Source organism: Streptomyces sp. NPDC014734, assembly GCF_043083325.1.
Lineage (GTDB): Bacteria > Actinomycetota > Actinomycetes > Streptomycetales > Streptomycetaceae > Streptomyces.
Window position 1 is genome coordinate 1 of record NZ_JBIBYN010000003.1, and the last position, 21539, is coordinate 21539.

At 73.2% G+C, this 21539-nt stretch carries 18 protein-coding genes and 2 pseudogenes; 12 read left to right on the plus strand and 8 right to left on the minus strand.

Annotated features, from left to right (window positions below):
- Positions 1 to 277: 277 nt before the first annotated feature.
- From ACF1CT_RS06565 to ACF1CT_RS06575, 3 genes are all read right to left on the minus strand, one after another.
- Positions 278 to 1105 carry a sugar phosphate isomerase/epimerase family protein gene (locus ACF1CT_RS06565; protein ID WP_391782651.1) on the minus strand — a complete coding sequence of 276 codons (828 nt, stop codon included), beginning with the start codon at positions 1103 to 1105 and terminating at the stop codon, positions 278 to 280.
- A complete protein-coding gene (locus ACF1CT_RS06570) occupies positions 1102 to 2256 on the minus strand; it encodes a dihydrodipicolinate synthase family protein (protein ID WP_391782652.1) in 1155 nt (384 codons plus the stop codon). The genes ACF1CT_RS06565 and ACF1CT_RS06570 overlap by 4 nt, the downstream gene beginning before the upstream one ends.
- Positions 2257 to 2410: 154 nt before the next feature.
- Entirely contained in the window at positions 2411 to 3562 is a 1152-nt protein-coding gene (locus tag ACF1CT_RS06575; protein WP_391782653.1) for a Gfo/Idh/MocA family protein, read from the minus strand.
- Positions 3563 to 3742: 180 nt separating this feature from the next.
- Between ACF1CT_RS06575 and ACF1CT_RS06580 the strand changes: the two genes are divergently transcribed.
- From ACF1CT_RS06580 to ACF1CT_RS06595, 4 genes are all read left to right on the plus strand, one after another.
- Positions 3743 to 4918 (plus strand): LacI family DNA-binding transcriptional regulator, encoded by a 1176-nt coding sequence (locus ACF1CT_RS06580; RefSeq protein WP_391782654.1) that lies wholly within the window; start codon positions 3743 to 3745, stop codon positions 4916 to 4918.
- Between the two features lie 283 nt (positions 4919 to 5201).
- The gene (locus ACF1CT_RS06585; RefSeq protein ID WP_391782655.1) at positions 5202 to 8264 is read left to right on the plus strand and encodes a type 2 lanthipeptide synthetase LanM family protein; all 3063 of its coding nucleotides are present in this window, start codon (positions 5202 to 5204) and stop codon (positions 8262 to 8264) included.
- Between the two features lie 121 nt (positions 8265 to 8385).
- Complete coding sequence (locus tag ACF1CT_RS06590) at positions 8386 to 8580, plus strand: hypothetical protein (protein WP_391782656.1); 195 nt, start codon at positions 8386 to 8388, stop codon at positions 8578 to 8580.
- Between the two features lie 80 nt (positions 8581 to 8660).
- Positions 8661 to 11579 (plus strand): helix-turn-helix transcriptional regulator, encoded by a 2919-nt coding sequence (locus tag ACF1CT_RS06595; RefSeq protein WP_391782657.1) that lies wholly within the window; start codon positions 8661 to 8663, stop codon positions 11577 to 11579.
- 270 nt (positions 11580 to 11849) lie between these two features.
- Here the strand turns inward: ACF1CT_RS06595 and ACF1CT_RS06600 are convergent, their stop codons facing one another.
- Positions 11850 to 12422, minus strand: a complete 573-nt coding sequence (locus ACF1CT_RS06600) for a CGNR zinc finger domain-containing protein (protein WP_391782658.1) — start codon at positions 12420 to 12422, stop codon at positions 11850 to 11852.
- A 266-nt stretch (positions 12423 to 12688) separates the two neighbouring features.
- Between ACF1CT_RS06600 and ACF1CT_RS06605 the strand changes: the two genes are divergently transcribed.
- The 4 genes and pseudogenes from ACF1CT_RS06605 (at position 12689) to ACF1CT_RS06620 (ending at position 16149) form a co-directional block, all read left to right on the plus strand.
- A complete protein-coding gene (locus ACF1CT_RS06605) occupies positions 12689 to 13885 on the plus strand; it encodes an MFS transporter (protein WP_391782659.1) in 1197 nt (398 codons plus the stop codon).
- 144 nt (positions 13886 to 14029) lie between these two features.
- Positions 14030 to 14461: pseudogene (locus ACF1CT_RS06610) on the plus strand (AfsR family transcriptional regulator); the annotation flags it as partial.
- 604 nt (positions 14462 to 15065) lie between these two features.
- On the plus strand, positions 15066 to 15230 hold the full coding sequence (locus ACF1CT_RS06615) for a hypothetical protein (RefSeq protein ID WP_391782660.1): 165 nt from the start codon (positions 15066 to 15068) through the stop codon (positions 15228 to 15230).
- 127 nt (positions 15231 to 15357) lie between these two features.
- A complete protein-coding gene (locus tag ACF1CT_RS06620) occupies positions 15358 to 16149 on the plus strand; it encodes a sugar phosphate isomerase/epimerase family protein (RefSeq protein WP_391782661.1) in 792 nt (263 codons plus the stop codon).
- Between the two features lie 197 nt (positions 16150 to 16346).
- Here ACF1CT_RS06620 and ACF1CT_RS06625 read toward each other — a convergent pair whose 3' ends face one another.
- The 3 genes from ACF1CT_RS06625 to ACF1CT_RS06635 form a co-directional block, all read right to left on the minus strand.
- Positions 16347 to 16556, minus strand: coding sequence for a hypothetical protein (locus tag ACF1CT_RS06625; protein WP_391782662.1), 210 nt, complete (start codon positions 16554 to 16556; stop codon positions 16347 to 16349).
- Between the two features lie 330 nt (positions 16557 to 16886).
- A complete protein-coding gene (locus tag ACF1CT_RS06630; RefSeq protein ID WP_391782663.1) occupies positions 16887 to 17096 on the minus strand; it encodes a hypothetical protein in 210 nt (69 codons plus the stop codon).
- Entirely contained in the window at positions 17093 to 17278 is a 186-nt protein-coding gene (locus tag ACF1CT_RS06635; protein ID WP_391782664.1) for a hypothetical protein, read from the minus strand. Before ACF1CT_RS06635 ends, ACF1CT_RS06630 begins: the two co-directional genes overlap by 4 nt.
- A gap of 131 nt (positions 17279 to 17409) precedes the next feature.
- Here ACF1CT_RS06635 and ACF1CT_RS06640 point away from each other — a divergent pair, with 131 nt between their 5' ends.
- The 3 genes and pseudogenes from ACF1CT_RS06640 to ACF1CT_RS06650 all read left to right on the plus strand — a co-directional run.
- Positions 17410 to 18609 (plus strand): helix-turn-helix domain-containing protein, encoded by a 1200-nt coding sequence (locus tag ACF1CT_RS06640; protein ID WP_391782665.1) that lies wholly within the window; start codon positions 17410 to 17412, stop codon positions 18607 to 18609.
- Positions 18606 to 19184, plus strand: coding sequence for a flavoprotein (locus ACF1CT_RS06645; RefSeq protein ID WP_391782666.1), 579 nt, complete (start codon positions 18606 to 18608; stop codon positions 19182 to 19184). The genes ACF1CT_RS06640 and ACF1CT_RS06645 overlap by 4 nt, the downstream gene beginning before the upstream one ends.
- A 91-nt stretch (positions 19185 to 19275) precedes the next feature.
- Positions 19276 to 19485, plus strand: a pseudogene (locus ACF1CT_RS06650) (hypothetical protein); the annotation flags it as partial.
- On the opposite strand, the gene ACF1CT_RS06655 reads toward ACF1CT_RS06650, so the two are convergent.
- On the minus strand, positions 19455 to 20408 hold the full coding sequence (locus ACF1CT_RS06655) for an EamA family transporter (RefSeq protein ID WP_391782667.1): 954 nt from the start codon (positions 20406 to 20408) through the stop codon (positions 19455 to 19457). The pseudogene ACF1CT_RS06650 and the gene ACF1CT_RS06655 overlap by 31 nt on opposite strands.
- A 126-nt stretch (positions 20409 to 20534) precedes the next feature.
- Here ACF1CT_RS06655 and ACF1CT_RS06660 point away from each other — a divergent pair, with 126 nt between their 5' ends.
- The gene (locus ACF1CT_RS06660) at positions 20535 to 21443 is read left to right on the plus strand and encodes a LysR family transcriptional regulator (protein ID WP_391782668.1); all 909 of its coding nucleotides are present in this window, start codon (positions 20535 to 20537) and stop codon (positions 21441 to 21443) included.
- Positions 21444 to 21539 lie beyond the last annotated feature (96 nt).

The following is a 21539-nucleotide window of genomic DNA, read 5'->3' on the forward strand; positions in this document are numbered from 1 at the left end:
AACGCCTCGAAGAACCTCGCCTTCAGGTCTCCAAAATCCACGATCCCCGCAACTCCCTGAACAACAGGGTGTTGCGGGGATCAATAGAACCCGCCGAACGAAACGGGGCCCGGTCGTGATGATGACCGGACCCCCCTCGTATTCCCCCTCCGTCAGGGCTTCCCGATATCCCCCCGGATCCCACCCCCGGAAGCACCCGACGCCAGATATGACTCAGCGGCCCCCCGAACGGTTGCGCGGCTTTGCGATCTCTTTGCCGTGGTGGCAAAACGCCTTGTCAGCAGGCATGTTCGGCGTAGCGGGCGGCGACCTCCGCGAGGGCTTCGGCGCCGTCGCGGGCCCAGAGGGCCTCGTTGAAGATCTCCACCTCGATCGGGCCGTCGAAGCCGGTGGCCTCGACGAGTGAGCGGAAGGCGCGGAAGTCCACGGATCCGTCGCCGAGTTGACCCCGGCCGAGAAGGACGCCCGCCGGGAGCGGGGTGATCCAGTCGGCGAGCTGGAAGGAGTGGATGCGGCCGGTGGCGCCCGCCCGGGCGATCTGTGCGGGGGCCTGGTCGTCCCACCAGATGTGGTACGTGTCGACGACCACGCCGACCTGGTCGGCGGGGAAGCGTTCCGCGAGGTCCAGGGCCTGGGAGAGCGTGGAGACGACGCAGCGGTCCGAGGCGAACATCGGGTGCAGGGGCTCGATGGCGAGGCGCACGCCGCGTTCGGCCGCGTAGGGGGCCAGGTGGGCCAGGGCGTCCGCGACGCGTTCGCGGGCGCCGTGCAGGTCCTTGTCCCCGGCGGGGAGTCCGCCGGAGACGAGGACCAGGGTGTCGGTGGACAGGGCCGCCGCCTCGTCGATCGCGGCGCGGTTGTCGTCCAGGGCGCGGGCCCGCTCCGCCGGGTCGAGTGCGGTGAAGAAACCGCCCCGGCAGAGGCTGGTGACGGAGAGCCCGTGATCGGCGAGGAGGGCGGCCGTGCGCTCGACGCCGTACTCCTGGACGGGGGCCCGCCACAGGCCGACCTTGTCGATGCCCGCCTCGGCGCAGCCCTTGGCGAGTTCGGGCAGCGACCACTGCTTGATGGTCTCCTGGTTGATGGAGAGACGGCCGTCGCTCATCGGGTGCCTCCGTTTCCGCCGTTGACCGCGAGCAGGGTGCGCATGCGGGACTCGGCGAGTTCCGGGTCGGGGAACAGGCCCAGCCGGTCGGCGAGTTCGTACGCCTTCGCCAGGTGCGGCAGCGAACGCGCGGACTGGAGGCCGCCGACCATGGTGAAGTGGTCCTGGTGACCGGCAAGCCAGGCGAGGAAGACCACGCCCGTCTTGTAGAAGCGGGTGGGTGCCTGGAAGAGGTGGCGGGACAACTCGACTGTGGGATCGAGGAGTTCGCGGAAGCCCTGGACGTCGCCGGTGTCCAGGACGCGGACCGCGTGGGCGGCCAGCGGGCCGAGCGGATCGAAGATGCCGAGCAGGGCGTGGCTGAAGCCCTGGTCGTCGCCCGCGATCAGTTCCGGGTAGTTGAAGTCGTCGCCGGTGTAGCAGCGGACCCCGCCGGGCAGACGGCGGCGTACGTCGATCTCGCGTTCGGCGTCCAGGAGCGAGATCTTGATGCCGTCGACCTTGTCCGGGTGCTCGGCGATGACCTTCAGGAAGGTGTCGGTGGCGGCGTCGAGGTCCGAGGAGCCCCAGTAGCCGTCCAGCGCCGGGTCGAACATCGGGCCCAGCCAGTGCAGGACGACAGGTTCGGTGGCCTGTCGCAGCAGGTGGGCGTAGGTCTCCAGGTAGTCCTCGGGGCCCTGTGCGGCTGCGGCGAGTGCGCGGGAGGCCATCAGGATGGCCTGGGCGCCGCTCTCCTCGACGAGGGCGAGCTGCTCCTCGTAGGCGGCGCGCACCTCGGCGAGGGCCGCGGGCCCGGCGGGGAGCTGGTCGGTGCCGACGCCGCAGGCGATCCGGCCGCCGACGGCCTTCGCCTCGGCGGCGGACCGGCGGATCAGTTCGGCCGCGCCCGCCCAGTCCAGGCCCATGCCGCGCTGGGCGGTGTCCATGGCCTCGGCGACACCCAGGCCGTGCGACCAGAGGTGGCGGCGGAAGGCGAGGGTGGCGTCCCAGTCGACGGCGGCCGGGTCGTCGGGGCTGATGTCGGCGTACGGGTCGGCGACCACGTGGGCGGCGGAGAAGACCGTACGGGAGGCGAGCGGCGCCCCGGACGGGGCGAGGTCGAGCGGGGTGGTGCGGGGCTCGTAGGGGCCCTGCGGGAGGTGGATGGTCACGGGGTCGGCTCCGATGCTCCGTGGGTGCGGTACGCGCCGCATGCGCCGCGGCGCGCACCACCGGCGCGGTGCGCACCGTGAGTGCGGTGTGCGCCGGTGGGTGCGGTGTGCGCCGGTGGTACGTGCCGCGGCGGGCGGTACGTGAGGGGCGTCGTTACAGGGACAGTTCCGGGATGTCGAGGCGGCGGCCCTCGGCGGCGGACTTCAGACCGAGTTCGGCGAGCTGGACGCCCCGGGCGCCGGCCATCAGGTCCCAGACGTACGGCTCGTCGAGCACGATGTGGCGCAGGAACAGCTCCCACTGGGCCTTGAAACCGTTGTCGAAGACGGCGTTGTCCGGAACCTCCTGCCACTGGTCGCGGAAGGACTCGGTGACCGGGAGGTCCGGGTTCCAGACCGGCTTGGGGGTGGCCGAGCGGTGCTGGACGCGGCAGTTGCGCAGTCCGGCGACGGCGGAGCCGTGCGTGCCGTCGACCTGGAACTCGACGAGCTCGTCGCGGTTGACCCGGACCGCCCAGGAGGAGTTGATCTGCGCGACGGCGCCGCTCGCGAGCTGGAAGATGCCGTAGGCGGCGTCGTCGGCGGTGGCGGTGTACGGCTCGCCCTGCTCGTCCCAGCGCTGCGGGATGTGCGTCTGGACGTGCGCCTGGACGGTGGAGACCGGGCCGAACAGCTCGTGGAGCACGTACTCCCAGTGCGGGAACATGTCGACGACGATGCCGCCGCCGTCCTCGGCGCGGTAGTTCCACGACGGGCGCTGGGCCTCCTGCCAGTCGCCCTCGAAGACCCAGTATCCGAACTCGCCGCGCACGGACAGGATCTCGCCGAAGAAGCCGCCGTCGATGAGGCGCTTCAGCTTCAGCAGGCCCGGCAGGAAGATCTTGTCCTGGACGACGCCGTGCTTGATGCCCGCGTCACGGGCGATGCGGGCCAGCTCCAGGGCGCCCTCGACGTCCGTGGCGGTGGGCTTCTCGGTGTAGATGTGCTTGCCCGCCGCGATGGCCTTCTTGATCGCGTCGACGCGGGCCGAGGTGACCTGGGCGTCGAAGTAGATGTCGATGCTGTCGTCGGCGAGCACCGCGTCGAGGTCGGTGGACCACTCGGTCAGGCCGTGCCGCTCGGCGAGCTCCTCCAGCGCGTGGGCGCGGCGGCCGACCAGGACCGGCTCGGGCCACAGCACGTCGCCGTCGCCGAGGTCGAGGCCGCCCTGCTCGCGGATCGCGAGGATCGAGCGCACCAGGTGCTGCCGGTATCCCATGCGACCCGTCACGCCGTTCATGGCGATGCGCACTGTCCTGCGTGTCACGAGAGTTCCTCCATGGAGCCCATAGAGCCGGGGCGAGCACGGGCATCGTGGTCGACATCGGCGTAGCAAGCGCTTTCTATCGCCTATGACGCTAGCCTGCGAACAGCGACTCGGACAAGGGGGGCCCTGGAACGGCGCCTCCCACCCGTACTCACCCGTGTCGTTCCTCGGAGGAAAGTGATGACAGTCACCCTGGCGGACGTGGCGGCCCGCGCCCGGGTGTCCCCGGCCACCGTCTCCCGCGTGCTGAACGGCAACTACCCGGTGGCCGCGTCCACCCGGGAGCGGGTGCTGCGCGCGGTGGACGACCTCGACTACGTGCTCAACGGGCCCGCGAGTTCACTGGCGGCGGCCACGTCGGACCTGGTCGGCATCCTGGTCAACGACATCGCTGACCCGTTCTTCGGGATCATGGCGGGGGCGGCGCAGACCGAGATCGGCGGGCCGGGGGACGGATCGGGCCGGGCGGGCGGCGAGAAGCTCGCCGTCGTCTGCAACACGGGTGGCTCCCCCGAGCGCGAGCTGACCTACCTGACGCTGCTCCAGCGCCAGCGTGCCGCGGCGGTCGTCCTGACCGGGGGCGCCGTGGAGGACCCGGCCCACCGGGCGGCGATCTCCGCCAAGCTCACGAAGCTCGCAGACGCGGGCACCCGGGTGGTGCTGTGCGGGCGGCCCCCGCTGCCGGACGGCGAGGCGTTCGTGGCCGCGCTCGCCTTCGACAACCGGGGCGGCGCACGCCGCCTCACCGAGCATCTGCTCTCGCTCGGCCACCGGCGGATCGGCTACGTCGCGGGCCCGGCGGAACGCACGACGACCCGGCACCGGCTGGAGGGCCACCGGGAGGCCATGCGGGCGGCGGGGCTCGCCGGTGACGGGGAGGGTGTCCCGTCGGGCGGGGAGAGCGGAACGGCGGACGGCGGGAGCGGAGCTTCGGGGGCCGGGGCGGCGGGCGGCAGGGGGCGGCAGGGGGGCGCCCGCGACGAGGAACGGCTCACCGTTCACGGCCTCTACGACCGGCGCTCCGGCTATGACGCCACGCTCGAACTCCTGCGCCGCGAACCGGAGGTGACGGCCGTCGTCGCCGCCAACGACACGGTGGCGCTGGGCGCCTGCGCGGCGATCCGGGAACGCGGGCTGCGCATTCCCGAGGATGTCTCGGTGGCGGGCTTCGACGATCTGCCGTTCTCGGTGGACGCGGTCCCGGCGCTGACCACCGTACGGCTGCCGCTGGTGGAGGCGGGTGCGCGGGCGGGAAGGCTGGCGATGGGCAAGGAGACGCCCCCGCCGGGCGGCATCGCGACCATCGCGGCGGAGCTGATGGTCCGGGGGTCGACGGCGCCGCCACGCGGGCGCTGAGCCCCGGGCCGCGCGCCGCCGCGCGGGGCGGTGTGCCCGGAGCCGCACCGTCGCGCGAGCGAATGTGCCCGGGACAGCGGCGCGCCGAGGGGGCGGTGTGTCCGCGCGGGTCCGTTCCGCGGGCACGGAGGCGCGGGCCGCGTACCGGGCGCCGCCTCGTACCGGCCCCGGTACGGGTGCGGGGCGGAAAGATGGGGGCGCTGCCCCCATGCCCGACGGGCGTCGCGCCGGAAGTATGGGGTGTGGCGGACCGGTGGTACCGGCGCCGGACCGAGGAGGTGCGATGACGGGGAACAATCCGGTGGACGGCAAGCGACTGTACGTCCCCCCTGTGACACGTCCGTCGACGGCCACGGACCCGGCCGTCGAGCGGGTCGGCCTGCTGGAGGCGGACCGGCGCCCGACGACCGACGCCCGTCTGCCGGAGGACCGCTGGTGGCGGCCCGCGCTGACCGAGGGCGAGGGGCGGCCGGAGGGCGAGGGACGGCCCGAACGGGTCCCGGACTGGGCGGTGTTCGCCCAGGAGGTGGTCTCCTCGGCCCCCGAGGAGCCGGCGATCGGTGCCGGGGAGGGCTTTCCGGGGCTGCGCGGCTTCGAACGCGTCCTCGCCCCGTTCACGGTGTGCGCCGCGGAACGCATGCTGCACGGGCTGCCCCGGGGGCTGCGCACGCAGGCCGATCTGACCGCCGTACGGGAAGACTTCGAGCGGCACCTGGCCGGGCGGCTCGCCCGGCTCGCCGCCCGCACCCTGGTCCTGGAACTGCACGTGGCACGCGAGGCGGAGCGGCTGGCCGGGGAGAGCCCCGAGGACCGGTTCGCCGACTTCGTGCGGCTGACCGGCTCCCGGTACGGCCTGACCGCCCTCCTCACCGACTACCCGGTGCTCGCCCGGATCCTTGCCCGTACCGCGCTCGACGCCGCCGCCTCGCTCGCCGAGATGCTGGCCCGGTTCGCCGCCGACCGGCGCATCCTTCCGGGCAGGGCCCCGGAGGGCGGGCGGCGCGGGCGGCTCGTGGCGGTCGAGCCCGGGGCCGGGGACGGCCACCGGGGCGGGCGGACCGTGATGCTGCTCCGGTTCGAGAACGGTTCCCGGCTGGTCTACAAACCGCGTCCGCTCGCCGTGCACCGGCACTTCAACGAGCTCGTGATCTGGTTCAACACGCTCCCCGGCACACCCGGGCTGCGTTCGCTCGTCCTGCTGGACCGGGGCTCCTACGGCTGGGTGGAGTTCGCCGCGGAGCAGCCCTGCCGCACGGCCCGCCAGGTCGAGTCCTTCTACCGGCGCCAGGGCGCGCTGCTCGCCCTGCTGCACGCCCTGGACGGAACCGACCTGCACTACGAGAACCTGATCGCCGACGGGGAGCACCCGGTGCTCGTCGACGTCGAAACGCTGTTCCACCCGCCGCTGCCGACCGCGAAGTCCGACGATCCGGCCGCCCGCGCCCTGCACGACTCGGTGCACCGGGTGGGGCTGCTGCCGCAACTGCTCGTCGGGGACGAGACCGCGCTCGACATGTCGGGGATCGGTGGCGGGCAGGCCGCCTCCTCCCCGGTCCGCACCGCCGACTGGGCCGACACGGGAACGGACCGGATGCGGCTGGTACGGCGGCCGGGCCGCTTCGGCGACTCCGCCAACCGCCCCCGGCTGACCGGGACCCCCGCCGATCCGTCCGCCTTCACCCGGTCGCTGCGCGCGGGATTCCGCGCCGGGTACGCCGCGATCTGCCAGGCCAGGTCCGAACTCCTGCACCCGGGCGGGCTGCTGGAGCAGTTCGCACATGACGAGGTCCGGGTGGTGGCCCGCCCGACCTGGGTCTACACGACCCTTCTCGACGAGTCCACGCATCCGGACCTGATGCGGGACGCCGACCGACGGCACGAGGTACTGGCCCTGCTGGGCACCGATCTTCTCGGGTCCGCCGCGCTGCCCGGCCTGCTGGACGAGGAACTCACCCAGCTGTGGGCGGGGGACGTTCCGCTCTTCACCGCCGTGCCGGAGCGCACCGACGTGTGGAGCGGGACCGGCCGGCAACTGCCCGGAACGCTCGACCGGACCGGGCTGTCCCTGGTCCGGTCGAAGCTGACGGCCATGGACACGGTCGACCGCCAGGACCAGGAACGGATCATCCGGGCCGCGATGGTGACCACCTCGCGCGAGCCCGCCCACGGGGGCGGCTCCGGGCCGCGCAGGGCCCGTACGGCGGCGACCGCGCCGGAGCCGGAGCACCTGCTCGCGGCGGCCCGGTCGGTCGGCGACGAGTTGGTGTCCCAGGCGTATTCGAGCCCCACCCGGCTGAACTGGATCGGGCTGGACCTGCTCGGCGAACGCTACTGGCGGCTGGGGCCGATGGCCGCCGACCTGGCGAGCGGCTACACCGGTACCGCGTACTTCCTCGCCCAGCTCGCCGCGCTCACCGGCGCCGACCGCTACGCCACCGCCGCACGGGGTGCCCTGACGCCCCTCGCCGGGCTGCTGGACGCGCTGCACACCCGGCCGGACGACCTCGGCGCGGTGGGCTCGGGCGCGTTCGCCGGGCTCGGCGGGATCGCCTACGCACTGGGGCAGGTCGCCGAGACGCTGGACGACCCGCGCCTGCGTGAACTCGTCCTTCCCGCCCTACGGTTGACCCGTGCGGCGGCAGTCGAGGAGAAGGAGCGCGGGGTGCGTGGCGGTACGGCCGGCGGACTGGTCAGTCTGCTCTGCGGACACCGGGCCACCGGGCGGACCGACCTGTGGCGCGACGCGGAACACTGTGCCCGGCTGCTCCGCGAGGCACCGCTGCCGGACGTCGCGGGGTTCGCCGACGGCAGCGCCGGGATCGGCTGGGCGCTGCTGCGGTTCGCCGAGGCGGGCGGCGGCGAACCGTACCGCGCCTCGGGTCTCGCGGCGCTGCGCTCCGCGACCGGAACCGTGGACGCGGACCTCTCCTGGTGCCGGGGCCGGACGGGCGTGGCGCTGGCCGTGCTGGACAGTCCGGCCGCGCGGGCCGATCCGGCGCTGGCGGCCTGGGCGACCGGGGCGGTGGCGGACATCGCACGGGCGGACCCGCCGCACGACGACAGCCTGTGCCACGGCGAGCTGGGGGTGCTCGAACTGCTGCGCCCGGGAACGACGACGGATGCCCGCACCCGCTGGGTGGAGCGGGCGGGGGCCCTGCTCGCGGCGGCCGACCGGACCGGACCGCGCTGCGGAACACCCGGACAGGTCCCGCATCCGGGGCTGCTGACCGGGCTCGCGGGGATCGGACACGGCCTGCTGCGGGCCGGATTCCCCGACCGGGTGCCGTCGCTCCTGCTGCTCGCGAATCCCTCCGACCCGGTGTCCCCCGGGGTGACTCCCGGGTGATGGCCAGGTCGCTCCGGGGACTCCCGGGGGCTCCCGGAACACCTCGCGCACCCAACGCTCCATGTACATGACGGAAACCCCTCACGAGAACACGAGAACACGAGAAGAAGAGGCAGGAACCATGCGTACCGACAACGCGTCGACCTTCCACACCACCGAGCTCCTCGACGACGGCGCCACGGAGCACCCCGCGGGGCGGATCGCGCTCGGCGTGCACGGCGGGCTCGGTCTGCGCAGCAGACTGCTCAGAGTCTCGGAGGGCGAATACGGCTACACGAGCGAACTGCCGTTCACCACGATGACCGTGCCGGTCTGATCCGGATCGACTCAACCGATCTCCCTATCAAGCGCTTTGACGTACTCCCCGGACGGTTTCCGCTCAAGTAGCCTGCGTCCATGCGTGCCACTTCGTCGGTGATTGTCGGGAGAGTCGCAGAGACCGGACTGCTGAACCACGCCCTGGACGACGCGTCGCGACGTTCGGGGCGTGCGGTTTTCTTTGTCGGGGACGCGGGCATCGGCAAGTCCCGGCTCGTCGGCGAGTGCGCGTACCGGGCGTACGCGCGGGACATGCCGGTGCTGCGCGGCCGGGCCACGTCGACCGGGCTCGTCGTGCCGTTCCGCCCACTGATCGAGGCGCTGTCCTCGCGGTTCCGGGCGGCCGGACCGCCCACCGATCCGGAGCTGGACCCGTACCGTCCGGCGCTGGCCCGCCTGGTTCCGGAGTGGCGCCGGGACTCCTCCCCCGGCTATCCGGAGACGGTGGTCGAGCTGGCGGAGGCGCTGCTGCGGCTGCTGTCGGTGCTCGGCAAGGAGCACGGCTGCGTGATCCTGCTGGAGGACCTGCACGACTCCGACACCGAGACGATCGCGGTGGTGGAGTACGTCGTCGACAACGTGGCGGAGCTGCCGGTGCTGCTGCTGGGCACGCTGCGGCCGGAGCCGGGCGTGGCCCTGGACCTGGTGCGCGCGGCGGAACAGCGGCAGGTCGCCACGGTGCGCGAGCTGACACCGCTCGGCGACCCGGAGGTGCGGGAGATGGCCGCCTCCTGCCTGGAGGCCACCCCGTGCGAGGTGCCGTCGGCCACCCACGAGCGGCTGGTCGGCCGGGCCGGAGGCAATCCGTACCTGGTCGAGGTGCTGCTCGCCGACCTGCTCGACTCCGGCCAGTTGCGGCGCGTCGGCGACCGGTGGCAGGCGTTCGGGAACGTGGACCCGACGGTGCCGACCGGGGTGGTGCGGAGCTGGGCCCGAAGACTCGACAGGTTCGACGCGCCGGTACGCGAACTGCTGCTGTGCGCTGCCACGTTGGGCAGCCAGTTCTCCGTCGCCGTGCTCCAGACCGTGACCGGGCTGGACGATCGCACGCTCTTCAGCCATCTGCGCTCCGCCGTCGAGGCGAGCATCATCGCCCCGGACGGCGCGGCCCTCGACCGCTACACCTTCCGGCACGCCCTGACCGCCGAGGCCCTGGTGGCTTCGCTGGCCCCGGCCGAGCGGGCTTCCCTGGCCCGCCGCGCGGCCCACTCCCTGGAGGCGGTGGCGGGCGAACTCGGCGACGAACAACTCCAGTTGATGGCCTCCTTGCAGATGGCGGGGGGCGACAGTCACGGTGCCGCCCGGCAGTTCGCCGCCGTCGGCCGGCGGATGCTCGTCGCGGGCGCGCCGGGTTCCGCCGTCATCCTGCTGGAACGGGCCCGTTCGCTGGCCCACGAGGCCGATCTGCGGACGGTCACCGAATCCCTCGCCGTCGCCCGCGCCGAGGCGGGCGAACTGGACACGGCCCTGGCACTGGCGGCGGAGCTCCCTCCGGTACCGGCCCGGTCCGCGGCGGCCGAGCGGCGCGGCGAGACCCATGTCCGGATCGCCTGGGCGGCCGTGATGGCGGAGCGCACGGACGAGGCGGCCGGTCAGATCAGGGCCGCGCGGGGCGTGCTGGGCGCGACGCCCCGTCCCGAGAAGGAAGCGGCGCTCGACGTGGTGGAGGGGCATCTGGCGCTGCTGCCCGACCAGGCCCGCCCGGCACGGCAGGGGGCCGCCCGGGAGGCGGCGCGGCGGGCGGCGGCCGTGGCGGAGGAACAGGATCTTCCCGTGGTCGCCTGCCAGGCCTGGCAGTTACTCGCACTGCTGTCCCGGGAAGACGGTTTCGACGAGGCCGACTCCTGTCTGGAGCGGATGCTCTCGGTGGCCGAGCAGCACACCCTGCCGGTGTGGCGGGTGGAGGCGCTGGTCCGGCTCGGGGCCAACACGTTCATGCGGACCGGCGACCCGGCCCGGCTGGAGACTGCTCGGACCGCCGCCCAGTCGCTGGGCGCACTGGTGCCGACGCAGACCGTGGACGGGCTGCTCGCCATGAACGCGGTGATGCGCGGCGAGTGGGACGGGGCGCAGGAGATCATCGAACGGTCGGTGGCCGCCAGTGCCCGGATCCGCAATCTGGGCGCGCACCGCTATCTGCTGCTGGCCTCGGCGACGCTCGCGGCGCACCGGGGCCGAAGACGGGAGCTGGACCGGGCGCTGGTCCGGTTCCGCCGCGCGGGCGGCGAGGAATCCCTGCTCGTCCCGCTGCACCTGGGACTCTGCCGTGCGTTCGCGGCGCTGCTGGAGGAGGACCAGGAGCGGGCGCTGGCCGACCTCGACGCCTCGTTGGCCTGGGAGAGCGAGCACCCCAGTTACTTCTACCTGAGCGGACGCTACGGTCTGCGACCGCTGCTGCGGACCCTCGGCGGGCGGGGCGACCGGGCGGAGCTCGCCGCGGTGCTGGAGAGCCCCGGTGCGGACCTGGCCTGGAACCAGCTCTTCCTGCGGCTGGCCGACGCGGTGCTGTTGGGCAGGGAGGGGGAAGCGGACCGGGCGGCGCGGGCGGTCCGGTCCGCGGTCGCTGACGCGTCGGCCTTTCCGCTGGCCCGCCATCTGGGGCTGCGGCTGGTGGCCGGGGCGGCGCTCGCGGAGAAGTGGGGCGACCCGGTGGGCTGGATGCGGGCGGCGGAGGAGTACTTCTACGGGGCCGGGATCCAGCCGGTCGCGGCGGCCTGCCGGGCCGAGTTGCGGCAGGCCGGGGCGAGTGTCGGGCAGCACCGGGGCGGCTGGGACCGCATTCCGGCCCCGCTGCGGACGAGCGGGGTGACGCCGCGCGAGTACGAGGTGTTCGTGCTGCTGGCGGAACGGCCGGGGAACCAGCAGATCGCCCGGCGGCTGTCGATCTCTCCGCGCACGGTGGAGAAGCACATGGCGAGTCTGCTGAACAAGACGGGCCGGCCCGACCGGGCGGCGCTCTGCGACTTCTCCGCCGAGTGCGCGGCGGAGCACGACTGAGAGCCTGCCGGATGACCTCCGGCCGGAAAGCGGACGCGGCATGGTGCGTGCGGTTCCCAGGCGCCGGGAGGGCCCAGTGGCGGAGCCACTCGGCCCTTGCGGCAACGCCGGAGGCGTGCGTGCCAGGACGTGGCCGTCCGGTCGGAGGTCACCCGGCAGGCTCTGAGGCGCGCGGCCGGAACGGGGGCGGGGCGGGAACGCACGCGCCGCGCGCCCCGGTCCTGCCGGACGACCTCCGACGGGCCGCGGTCCCGGGCTGCCGACGGGCTCTCAGGCGGAACGGGAACGGTGGGCCGCGACCCGTTCGCGCGTCGCGCACCGGCGCGAGCAGTAGCGGCGTTCCGGGCCGCCGCCCAGGGTGATGAAGACGTTCCGGCAGCCGGACGAGGCGCAGACCTTTCCGGGCGGGCGTCGGCGGTCCCAGACCAGGACCGTCAGGGCCATGCAGGACGAGGCGAGGAGCCACTCGTCCCAGGGGGCTTCGTCGTCGCGGTCGAGGTGCGGGTGCCAGGGGCTCGCGCCACCGTGCGACGTCAGGCGGAGCGGCCCGGTGTGCTCCCTCAGGAGGCGGTTGAGGACACCCGCGGCGGCGTCGACGTGCCCGGCGGCGAAGACCTCCCGCAGCCGGACGGCGGCGGTGCGCATCGCCGCGACATCGGCGGGGGTGAGGTCCAGGGGGTCCGCCTCCCCGTGGGCCCGGAGCACGTCGGCGACGGCCGCCGGGTCGGGGTGGTCGTCGGCGAGCGCGTTGACCAGGGCGGCGGTCCGCCGGGCCGTGGCCAGCACGGAGTGCCGGGCGGACCAGTCGTCGACGTGGGAGAGCATCCGGCGAATGTAACGCATCTTGCCGAGTTTTGAGTTACCTCCGTAACGTCTCGCCGATGAGGAAGCGTTACGCGCTGCGGGGCAGGAGGGGTGGAGCAGTGAGCGGCGTCCTGCGGCCCCGGATCCGAGGCGGAGGAGGGAGTGGGGGTGACGTCCTCGGGACCGACGACAACGCGGGAGGCGGAGTCGCGGGGCGCCGCGAGCCCGCCGTCCCTTGCTCCCCAGCTCGTCACTCACTCCCCCGGTACCTCGCCGGGGCGGTGGCGGCCCGTGCCGGGGACGAGATGTCGGGACCTGCGCTGATGCTGGCGGGATTCGCTTCGGCCGGATCGGCCACCGACGCCTCGTCCCTGCTCGCGGGCATCACGGTCTCCGCCGCGGTGGGAGGGCCGGTGCTCGGGGTGCTCCTCGACCGGGCGGAACGGCCGGGCCGCCTGCTGGCCGGGGCGCTCGTCCTGTACGCGGCGGGCCTTGGCGCGATCCTGGCGGGGCTCGGCCGTCTTCCGTTCGCCGTCGTCCTCCTGGTCGCGGTGCCGACCGGGCTGCTGGGACCGGCCCTTTCGGGCGGTTGGACGGCCCAGCTGCCCCGGGTGGCGACCGGCGACCGTCTGTCCCGGGCGAACGCGCTCGACGCCATGACGTTCGGCGTGGCGAGCCTGGCCGGTCCGGCCCTCGCCGGCGGCACGGCTCAGGCGCTGGGGGCCCCGGCGGCCGTGGTGGTCTCAGCGGCGCTCATCGGCCTGGCCGTGCCCGCCGCGTGGATGCTGCCGTCCGGTCCTGGCACGCCCGTCCCGGCCGGGGCGGGCTCGACCGGGGTGGGCTCGACCGGGGTGGGCTCGACCGGGGTGGGCTCGACCGGGGTGGGCTCGGTGTTCGGTGCTCTCACCGCCGGGATGCGGGTCATCGCCGGGAGTCCCGCACTGGCCCGGGCGACGCTCGTCTCGGTCGTCTCCTGCACCGCTCAGGGCATGCTGACGGCCTGTGTCGTGTTGCTGGGCGAACGGGTCCTGGGCGGAGCCGGACGGGGCGCGATGCTGCTCTTCTGCGCGGCGGCCTCCGCCCTGTCGGCCAACGCCGCGCTCGCACGGTTTCCGCGCCGGGTCGCCCCCGACACCCTCGTCCGGGCCGGTGCCCTCGTCCAGGCGGCGGCCCTGGCCCTTGCCGTGCCGGGCCGGCCGGCCCTGCTGATCGTCGCCGCGTTCCTTCTCGGAATCGGTGAAGGCCCCCAACTGGCCGCCTTGTTCGAGATCCGCCACCGGGAGTCCCCGGATCACCTGCGCGGCCAGGTCTTCACCACCGGCGCCAGTCTGAAGATCACCGGGTCCGCTCTCGGCGCGGCGGTCGCCGGACCGGTCGCGGCCCGGTCCCTTCCGGGCGCCCTGGGACTCGCGGCGGGTGTGGCGGCCCTCGCGGCCCTCGCCCACTTCGTCGTCCCGTCGGGGCCGGTCGGCGCGTCCGGGCGCGGGACGTCGTCGAGTTGATGGGGGCACGGGGCGGATTCGGTCGGGCTCCGGCACGGAACATGCGGGATCGGCACCGATGCGGGGGCGACCGTCCCGGCGGACCGTCCAAGGGTGCGACCGGCAGACCGCCGCCCGTCCCCCGGTTCTTCGGAGGCTCCGTCCATGACCCCACCCCCCACGCGCACATCGCCGTCCGGCCCGCTCAGACTCTCGCTCCTCGGCCCGCTCTCCGGAAGCGTGGACGGACGACCGCTGCCGCTCGGCCCCCGTAAACAGCGGCTCGTCCTGGCCATGCTGCTCAGCCGCCCCAACACCCCGGTGCCGGTGGACGTCCTCACGGACGCGGTATGGCCGGACGCCCCTCCCCGTACCGCCCGCAAGAACCTTCAGGTGTACGTCAGTTCCGCACGGGCGCTGCCCGGCGCCAGGTGTCCCGGGCCGGACGGCGGCGAAAACAACGGCAGGGAACGGCTTGTGCACTCCTGCGGCGGCTATCTGCTCCGGGTCGACGAGGACGAACTCGACGTCCTGCGCTTCCGCGCGCTGGCCTCGGCGGGGCAGCGGGCCGCCGACGCCGACGACCGGCGAACCGCGCCCCCGACGCCCGAAGGAAACGGCCGGATGGAGCTCGCCGAACTCATCGGACTGCGGCCGGTTCCGGCAGGCGGCGTGCTGATCACCCCGCCCCGTCCGCCGCCGCGCACATGCCGATGGCGCGCGGCGGCGGGCGCGGGCTCTCCACCTCCGAGCGACTGTGCGCCGAACTCGCCTTCGCCGAAACGGCGTTGCCGGGGTCGATCGTCGGGATGCGACGCGCCGAGGGACCGCTCCCCGCTACCGGGCCTACCCGCACGCGATGCACGCGGTGATCCGCCTCGGTGCCCCTGATGGAACGTGCCGCCGGAGGAACTCGCCGTGCTGCTCGACATCAGGGCCCGCCTGGACGCGGTGGGACTTGAGGCCGAGGCACACGGCGAGATCGCGGGCGAGGTGGCGGCCTCGGGCGAGCCGATGTGGTGGACGGCCTGACCGCCGACCCGTCGTTCGACCGTTCGGATCGCCCAGTCCACCGAGTACATGTCGAACGCGCTGATGGCGTCCTCGCTGATCAGCGACGGTGGGAAATTCGGCGTGCTGGAGCCCCGTAGCCGCACACCCATACGCACATACGCACATACGGGAACTGGACCCGCTCGCGATGGTCGCCCGGCAGGCCGCCGCCGTGCTGCGGGTGGTGTCGTACGCCGCGGACGGTTCCGGACCGGAGGACGGCGGCACGGCCCCACGCCCGGGGCCCCGTCAGCGCGCCGACGCGCTGCGGCTGCTGGGTAGTCTGGAGCAGTTGCTCCGGGAGCCCTGCTGAGCCCGGACGGGCCCGGGGTGCGGCCGGTCGAAGGTGTCGGCCGGCCGCCGCACTCCCCCACCCGTCCGCGACGTCCCGCCCGGCCCGGCGAGCAGCGGTGCACGCAGCCGACGGAAGGACCACGCACGTGAAGCTCGCTTTCTCGACCCTCGGGGTACCGGGCCTGCCGATGGCCGAGGTCGTCCGGCTCGCCGCCGAGCACGGCTACCAGGGGGTGGAGCTGCGCGCCCACCCCGAGGAGCCGGTGCACCCGGGGCTCCCAGCACCCGAGCGGGCCGCCGTCGTCGAGGAGTTCGCCAGGGGCGGGATCGAGATCCTCACCGTCGCCGGATACGCCCGGGTCGCGGCCGAGGGCGACGACGGCCCGGTGCTGGACGAGCTGGCCGGACTGGTGGAGCTGGCCCACGACCTGGGCGCGGGGAATGTCCGGGTCTTCCCGGGCGGCGGCGGCCAGGACCCCGCCGAGGCCGACGCCGCCGCCGCGCGGAGGCTGGCCGCCGCCGCACCGCACGCCGCCGAACGCAAGGTGCGCATCCTCCTCGAAACCCACGACTCGCACCGCGCGGGCGCCGATGTGGCCCGGGTCGTCGGCACGGTCGGCCACGGGCAGATCGGCGCGCTGTGGGACGTCATGCACACCTGGCTGGCGGGCGAGGACCCGGCCGCCAGCCACGCGGTACTGGCCCCGCACCTGGGCTACGTCCAGGTGAAGGACATCGCCTCCGCCGACGACCTCACCCCGCTCCCTCTCGGCGCGGGCGTCCTTCCCCTGGCCGCCTGCCTGGCCGCCCTGAACGACGACGACTGGGTCTGCTGGGAGTACGAGAAGCGCTGGCACCCTGCCGCGTCGGAACTGCCGGACCTGCTCACCCCCGGCCGCGAGCACCTGCTGCGGCTGGGCGCACGTCCGCGGCCGTGACCGGCGACGGCCGGGTGCCCGCTTCCGCCGCGCTTTCCGGCCGCTGCGGTACCGGATACCTGCGGGCCTCGATGCGGCGCGGCCGAAGCACCCGTCGCCACTCGGCACCGAGTCCGGCTCGGGGGCCGGTTCGGGGGTCCGGGTTTGCCGTCCCTCGTCCTGATCAGGCATGCGCGTGTCCTCGGTGATGGTGGTGGTCAGCGCCAGGCGGGTTCGTGCGCGCGGATGCGGGTCGTGCGCTCCTCGATCCGTGCGAAGAACGCACCCTCATCAGCGGCGAGTTCGGTGAGCAGCGGTTGGTGCAGGTGCCATGCCTCGGCGGTGATCTCGTACCGGCACACCGCGCAGCCGTACGTGCCGCCGGGCCGCGTCGCGGACAGCGTGCCCCGGCATCGAGGGCAGGACATGTGCGGGTCAGTGGCACGGGCATGCGCAGTCGCACAGGCGGCAGCCCCGATGCGCCAGGTCGTACGACGACGCGGGCCCGGTGACCTCGGCCCACTCCCGCGTCAAAGACCGGCACACCTCGCACCCGGGATACGGCCGCGGTAAACGGGCTCCGACAGGTGCACGAGATCGCTCAACGCCGACGTCACCATGGCCCTTGCCATCCGAGAAGTGGCGGTCATCCCTGCTGCCCGTACAGGGCACACAGGCCATGCACGCCCCGAAACCGGCGCCCTCACCGCCGCTCGGACCCAACGTTCGCTCGCAACACCGGTACCTGGGCCGAACCGTCATCGCCGCCCCCGTCGGCCCGGGTGCGGGTGCGGGTGCCTGCGCATCTCCACATTGCAGTCCACCACCCTCGACAGATCGCCCGCCCGCTGCGCCGCCGCCCGCTGGTCGGCCAGGGCGGCGCAGATGTCACAGCCACCGACCGGGGTGGGAGCGTCGGGAAGGCTGTGGTGAGGCAGTTCGATCACCGGCTCTTGCCAGGTCGTCATCGCGGCGCACCCGCCAACGCCGCCTGCCCGGCCGGGCGGCGACCACCGCACCGATCGCACTCACAGGCCGGATAGTCGGCCGTCATCGGCAGGCGCCCGAGCGGAACAACCTCGGTCGTCGGCCGGACGACGCGCGTCCGGCCGTACCGGTCGACCTCATACACCTTGATCGTCATCGCCATGCCAACCTCTGGTCCTTCCGGACGGGATCTCCACAGATCTCCAGTGCCAGCACCGTAGGGCGCGGTAGAACGGTGGTGGGCACGCACTTTGCGTGCCCTGCTTCGGGGAGATCTCGGTGAACACTGGGCGCATGGGCCGCCGCGTCGCCTACTGGCGAGAGCGTCGCGGTTTCACGCAAGCGGACTTCGGTCGCCTGATGGGGCGGACCCGCAGGTGGGTGCAGGATCTGGAGGGTGGACAACGTCAACAAGACCCGCGCATCTCTGTGCTGATGCGCGCCGCCGATGTACTGCGCATCCCGCTGGAGCGACTTCTTACGGACGGGCCCCCCGAACCTCTTCCCTCGACCACACCGCCCGCCGAGGCTCTCCCTGTGATCGGTGTCCTCTACCGCAGTGACGCCGAGGATGGAGTTTCTCCGTCGCTCGTGGAACTGCGACGCCGACTCACCTACTGCTGCGAGGCGTTCCAGGCATGCCACTACGGGGCGCTCGGCCGAAATCTCCCCCCGCTCGTCGCCGGTGCCGAGCACGCCGCGATGCAGGCTGGTGCCGAACAGTGGGAGGCGCACGTCCTGCACTCCCGTGTGCTCCAGCTCGCCGCTTCCTTCCTGCACAAGTACGGGGCTGCTACCGCGACCAGCGCTGCTGTCGTTGCCGACCGCGCCCTCGCCGCAGCCGAGCGGTCCGGCGATCCCGTGGCCATCGGGGCTGCCTCTCGGCGGGTCGTGAAGTCCCTCGCGCACCAGCACCAGCCGGACGCCGCGGCCGAGTTCGCGGTGGCCGCAGCACGACGGTTGCACGATGACCTGGCTGGGGTCGGCCCACTGGGGTTGTCCACGCTCGGGATGCTGTACCTCTCAGCTGCGGTGGCCGCGTCCGCACTGAGTCGCACGCCGAGCCGAGTACAAACCGCAGTGCAGCACGTGGACCAGGCGGCCGAGGTCGCCGACCAACAGGGAGCGGACCTCAACGCGGACTGGACGTCCTTCGGGCCGACGAACACGGCCTTGCACCGGGTTGATGTCCTTGCCCGCTTCGAGGACGGCTGGTCAGCACTGGATGCCGCCGAGGGCCTCGACGAGAGCGCGGTCCGTAGCCTTGCGAACGAGCGACGGGCTCAGCACCTCATTACAATGGCGCGCGCTCAGCTCTTGACACGACGAAAGGAATCCGCTGCCGAATCGCTGATCGAAGCAGCTCGTCTGGCGTCGGAAGAAGTCATCGGCCGCCGGTCCACAGTCGATCTGGTGGCTGACGTCGTCGACGCGACCCCGGTACCTCGCCGGGACTTGCGCCGTTTGGCCGTGCGATGTGGACTCCCCGCATGACGACGCGTGTTCTCTACCTCATCGCCTGCGCAGCTGGCCCCACCCAGTACATCGACGTAGGGGTGAGGCAGGCCCAGGCCCGCGGCTGGGATACCTGCCTCATCCTGACCCCGTCCGCCGCCCGGTGGTGGGAACCACGTCTTGGGGAGCTGGAGGAGCTGACCGGTCACCAGGTCCGGTCGCAGTACAAACTGCCCGGGGAGCGGGACACGCTACCGAAAGCAGATGCCATGCTTGTTGCCCCGCTGTCCTGCACAAGCCTGAACAAGTGGGGCAACGGGGTAGCGGACACGGTCGCGTTGGGCCTTGTCTCCGAAGGCGTTCACCTCGGCGTGCCGGTGGTGGCCATGCCGTACTTCAATCGTGCCCAGGCCGCCCAGCCAGCCGTAGCGCGCAGTATCGCGGATCTGCGGACGCAGGGTGTGCTGTACTTCGACGGGCCGCAAGGGTACGACTCTCACCCGCCGAAGCAGGGGGATCCACGAGAGTATCCGTGGCACGCCGCGCTGGACGCGGTGACGGTGCTGGCCGGAGGACCGTCGTACGGCCCTGGGCGTGACGATCGAACCGAGTGACGAGCCAATCGAGTTGGAACCTGCGGCCTGGGCCGCCCCGCGTCTGTGAGGCCATACTTCCCGGCCAGGCACGCTACCCGGCCGGCACGGCGTGCTGCTCCAGCTGTGCGCACATGTGTCGGGCTACGAGATAACAGCCGCCCGGTGGGCGGAGGGAAACCACGATCAGCATCTCTCGGTGGTGCCGTTCCCCAGTGAGGAGCTCGCCGTCTACGCTCGCCGGGGATTCTCCGCGTTGAAGAAGGAACAGGCCCGCCTGCTGGGACGGCGTCAGGGGCGCTCGGCGCCGACCGGCTCATAGGCCGTGTCCGCGTCCCGCTCCGGTGTCGCCGCCGGGTCCGGCTCCGCCACCGCCCTCCTGCCGCCCCGCCGCGCACCGGCCAGCGAGGTGAGGGCGACCCCGCCCACCAGCAGCGCCGCCGCGCACCACCGCAACGGACTCACCGACTCTCCGAGCAGGAGCGCGGCCGAGGACATCCCGAAGACCGGGACGAGCAGGGTGAACGGGGCCACCGAGGAGGCCGGGTGGTGGCGCAGCAGGAAGCCCCAGGCACCGAAGCCGAAGACGGTGGTGATCCAGGCGACGTAGACGATGATGCCGACGCCGCTCCAGTCGAGGGCGGCGAGGGCGTCGGCGTCCCGGTCCCAGCCCTCGAAGAGGAGGGAGAGGCCGAGCAGCGGCAGCACCGGCACGGTCGACACCCAGACCATGAAGTTGAGGGAGTCGGGCGGGGCCGCCTTGCGGGTCAGTACGTTGGACACGCCCCAGCAGGCCGCGGCCACCAGCACCAGGACGAAGGCGAGCACCGGCCCGCCCGCGCCCTCGTCGATCGCGGCCACCGCGATCCCCGCGAGCGCCACGCCCATCCCCCACACCCTCACCCTGCCCGGACGTTCACCGAGCGCCAGGGCCGCGAAGAGGGCGGTGAAGACCGCCTGGACCTGGAGCACGAGGGAGGAGAGTCCGGCGGGCATGCCCCGGTCCATGCCGATGAAGAGCAGGCCGAACTTCGCCACTCCGAGGACCAGCCCGACGCCCACGATCCATTTCCAGGCGACCTTGGGGCGGCCGACGAAGAAGACCGCGGGCAGGGCGGCGACCAGGAAACGCAGGGCGGAGAAGAGAAGCGGCGGAAAGTGCCCGAGGCCGACCTCGATGACGACGAAATTGACACCCCAGACGGCGGCGACCAGCGCGGCCAGGGCGATGTGGAGGGGACGCATGCACCGAGGATCACCCGCATCGACCGTGTAGCACCAGCACGGTTTTCTTCATGGTGGAATTGAGTATCGCTAATGAATCGCCGAGGGGTGCCGAGCGGGAGCGCCCCGGCCTTCCGGGAGGTTCCGGTGCTCGATCTGTCCCGGCTGCGCGCCCTGCACGCGGTCTTCGTCCACGGTTCCGTGGCGGGTGCCGCCGCGGCGCTCGGCTACACCCCGTCGGCGGTCTCGCAGCAGATCACCAAGCTGGAGCGGGAGACGCGCACGACGCTGCTGGAGCGGCAGGGGCGCGGCGTGGCGCTGACCGAGGAGGCGCTCCATCTCGCCGCGACGGCACAGCAGTTGCTGGCGATCGTGGAGCGTGCGGAGACCGCGCTGGAGGAGCGCCGGGGGCTGCCGACGGGGCGGCTCTCGATCGGCGCGTTCGCATCGGCGGCACGTGGGCTGCTGCCTGGTGTGCTGGCCGAGCTGGAACGGGGGCACCCCGCTCTGGAGGTGCGGTTGACCGAGGTCGATCCACACCTCTCGGTCGACCTGGTGGCCAAGGGCGTGATCGATGTGGCGGTCGCGCACGACTGGGACATCGCCCCGCTGCCCGCCCCGCAGGGCGTGGAGCAGGCGGTGATCGGTGACGACCGGTGCGATCTGCTGGTGCCCGAGGGGCACCGGCTCGCGAGGCGGGACGCGGTGCGGCGGGAGGAGCTGGCCGAGGAGCGCTGGATCTGCCAGCCGCCGGGCAGGGTCTGCCACGACTGGCTCGTGCGGACGCTGCGCACGGCGGGTTACGAGCCCGACATCCGGCACCAGGCGGAGGAGAACCACACCCAGCTCGCCCTGCTCGCCGCGGGGCTCGGGGTCGCGGTGATGCCCCGGCTGGGGCGGGGGCCGCTGCCCGAGGGGGTGGTGGCGGTGCCGCTCGATCCGGTACCGGTGCGTCGGCTGTACGCGGTGTGGCGCATCGGGGCGGCGCGGAGGCCCGCGATCACGGCGGCGGTGTCGGCGCTCCAGGGGCACGGGGCCGCGGTGGGTCTGGGGTAGCCGGGCCCGGCCGGCCCGTGTCCGGCCGCCGCGTGCCCGGCCGGCCACCGCGGTGGGGCCGGTCGTACAGGGCCGAAACGGTCCGGGCCCTTGACC

Bases quoted from the DNA above. Each gene is read 5' to 3' on its own strand.
- ACF1CT_RS06565 (WP_391782651.1), bottom strand. From the start codon at position 1,105: ATGAGCGACGGCCGTCTCTCCATCAACCAGGAGACCATCAAGCAGTGG.
- ACF1CT_RS06580 (WP_391782654.1), top strand. From the start codon at position 3,743: ATGACAGTCACCCTGGCGGACGTGGCGGCCCGCGCCCGGGTGTCCCCG.
- ACF1CT_RS06585 (WP_391782655.1), top strand. From the start codon at position 5,202: ATGACGGGGAACAATCCGGTGGACGGCAAGCGACTGTACGTCCCCCCT.
- ACF1CT_RS06590 (WP_391782656.1), top strand. From the start codon at position 8,386: ATGCGTACCGACAACGCGTCGACCTTCCACACCACCGAGCTCCTCGAC.
- ACF1CT_RS06595 (WP_391782657.1), top strand. From the start codon at position 8,661: ATGCGTGCCACTTCGTCGGTGATTGTCGGGAGAGTCGCAGAGACCGGA.
- ACF1CT_RS06600 (WP_391782658.1), bottom strand. From the start codon at position 12,422: ATGCGTTACATTCGCCGGATGCTCTCCCACGTCGACGACTGGTCCGCC.
- ACF1CT_RS06605 (WP_391782659.1), top strand. From the start codon at position 12,689: ATGTCGGGACCTGCGCTGATGCTGGCGGGATTCGCTTCGGCCGGATCG.
- ACF1CT_RS06615 (WP_391782660.1), top strand. From the start codon at position 15,066: ATGGTCGCCCGGCAGGCCGCCGCCGTGCTGCGGGTGGTGTCGTACGCC.
- ACF1CT_RS06625 (WP_391782662.1), bottom strand. From the start codon at position 16,556: ATGTCCTGCCCTCGATGCCGGGGCACGCTGTCCGCGACGCGGCCCGGC.
- ACF1CT_RS06630 (WP_391782663.1), bottom strand. From the start codon at position 17,096: ATGACGACCTGGCAAGAGCCGGTGATCGAACTGCCTCACCACAGCCTT.
- ACF1CT_RS06635 (WP_391782664.1), bottom strand. From the start codon at position 17,278: ATGGCGATGACGATCAAGGTGTATGAGGTCGACCGGTACGGCCGGACG.
- ACF1CT_RS06640 (WP_391782665.1), top strand. From the start codon at position 17,410: ATGGGCCGCCGCGTCGCCTACTGGCGAGAGCGTCGCGGTTTCACGCAA.
- ACF1CT_RS06645 (WP_391782666.1), top strand. From the start codon at position 18,606: ATGACGACGCGTGTTCTCTACCTCATCGCCTGCGCAGCTGGCCCCACC.
- ACF1CT_RS06655 (WP_391782667.1), bottom strand. From the start codon at position 20,408: ATGCGTCCCCTCCACATCGCCCTGGCCGCGCTGGTCGCCGCCGTCTGG.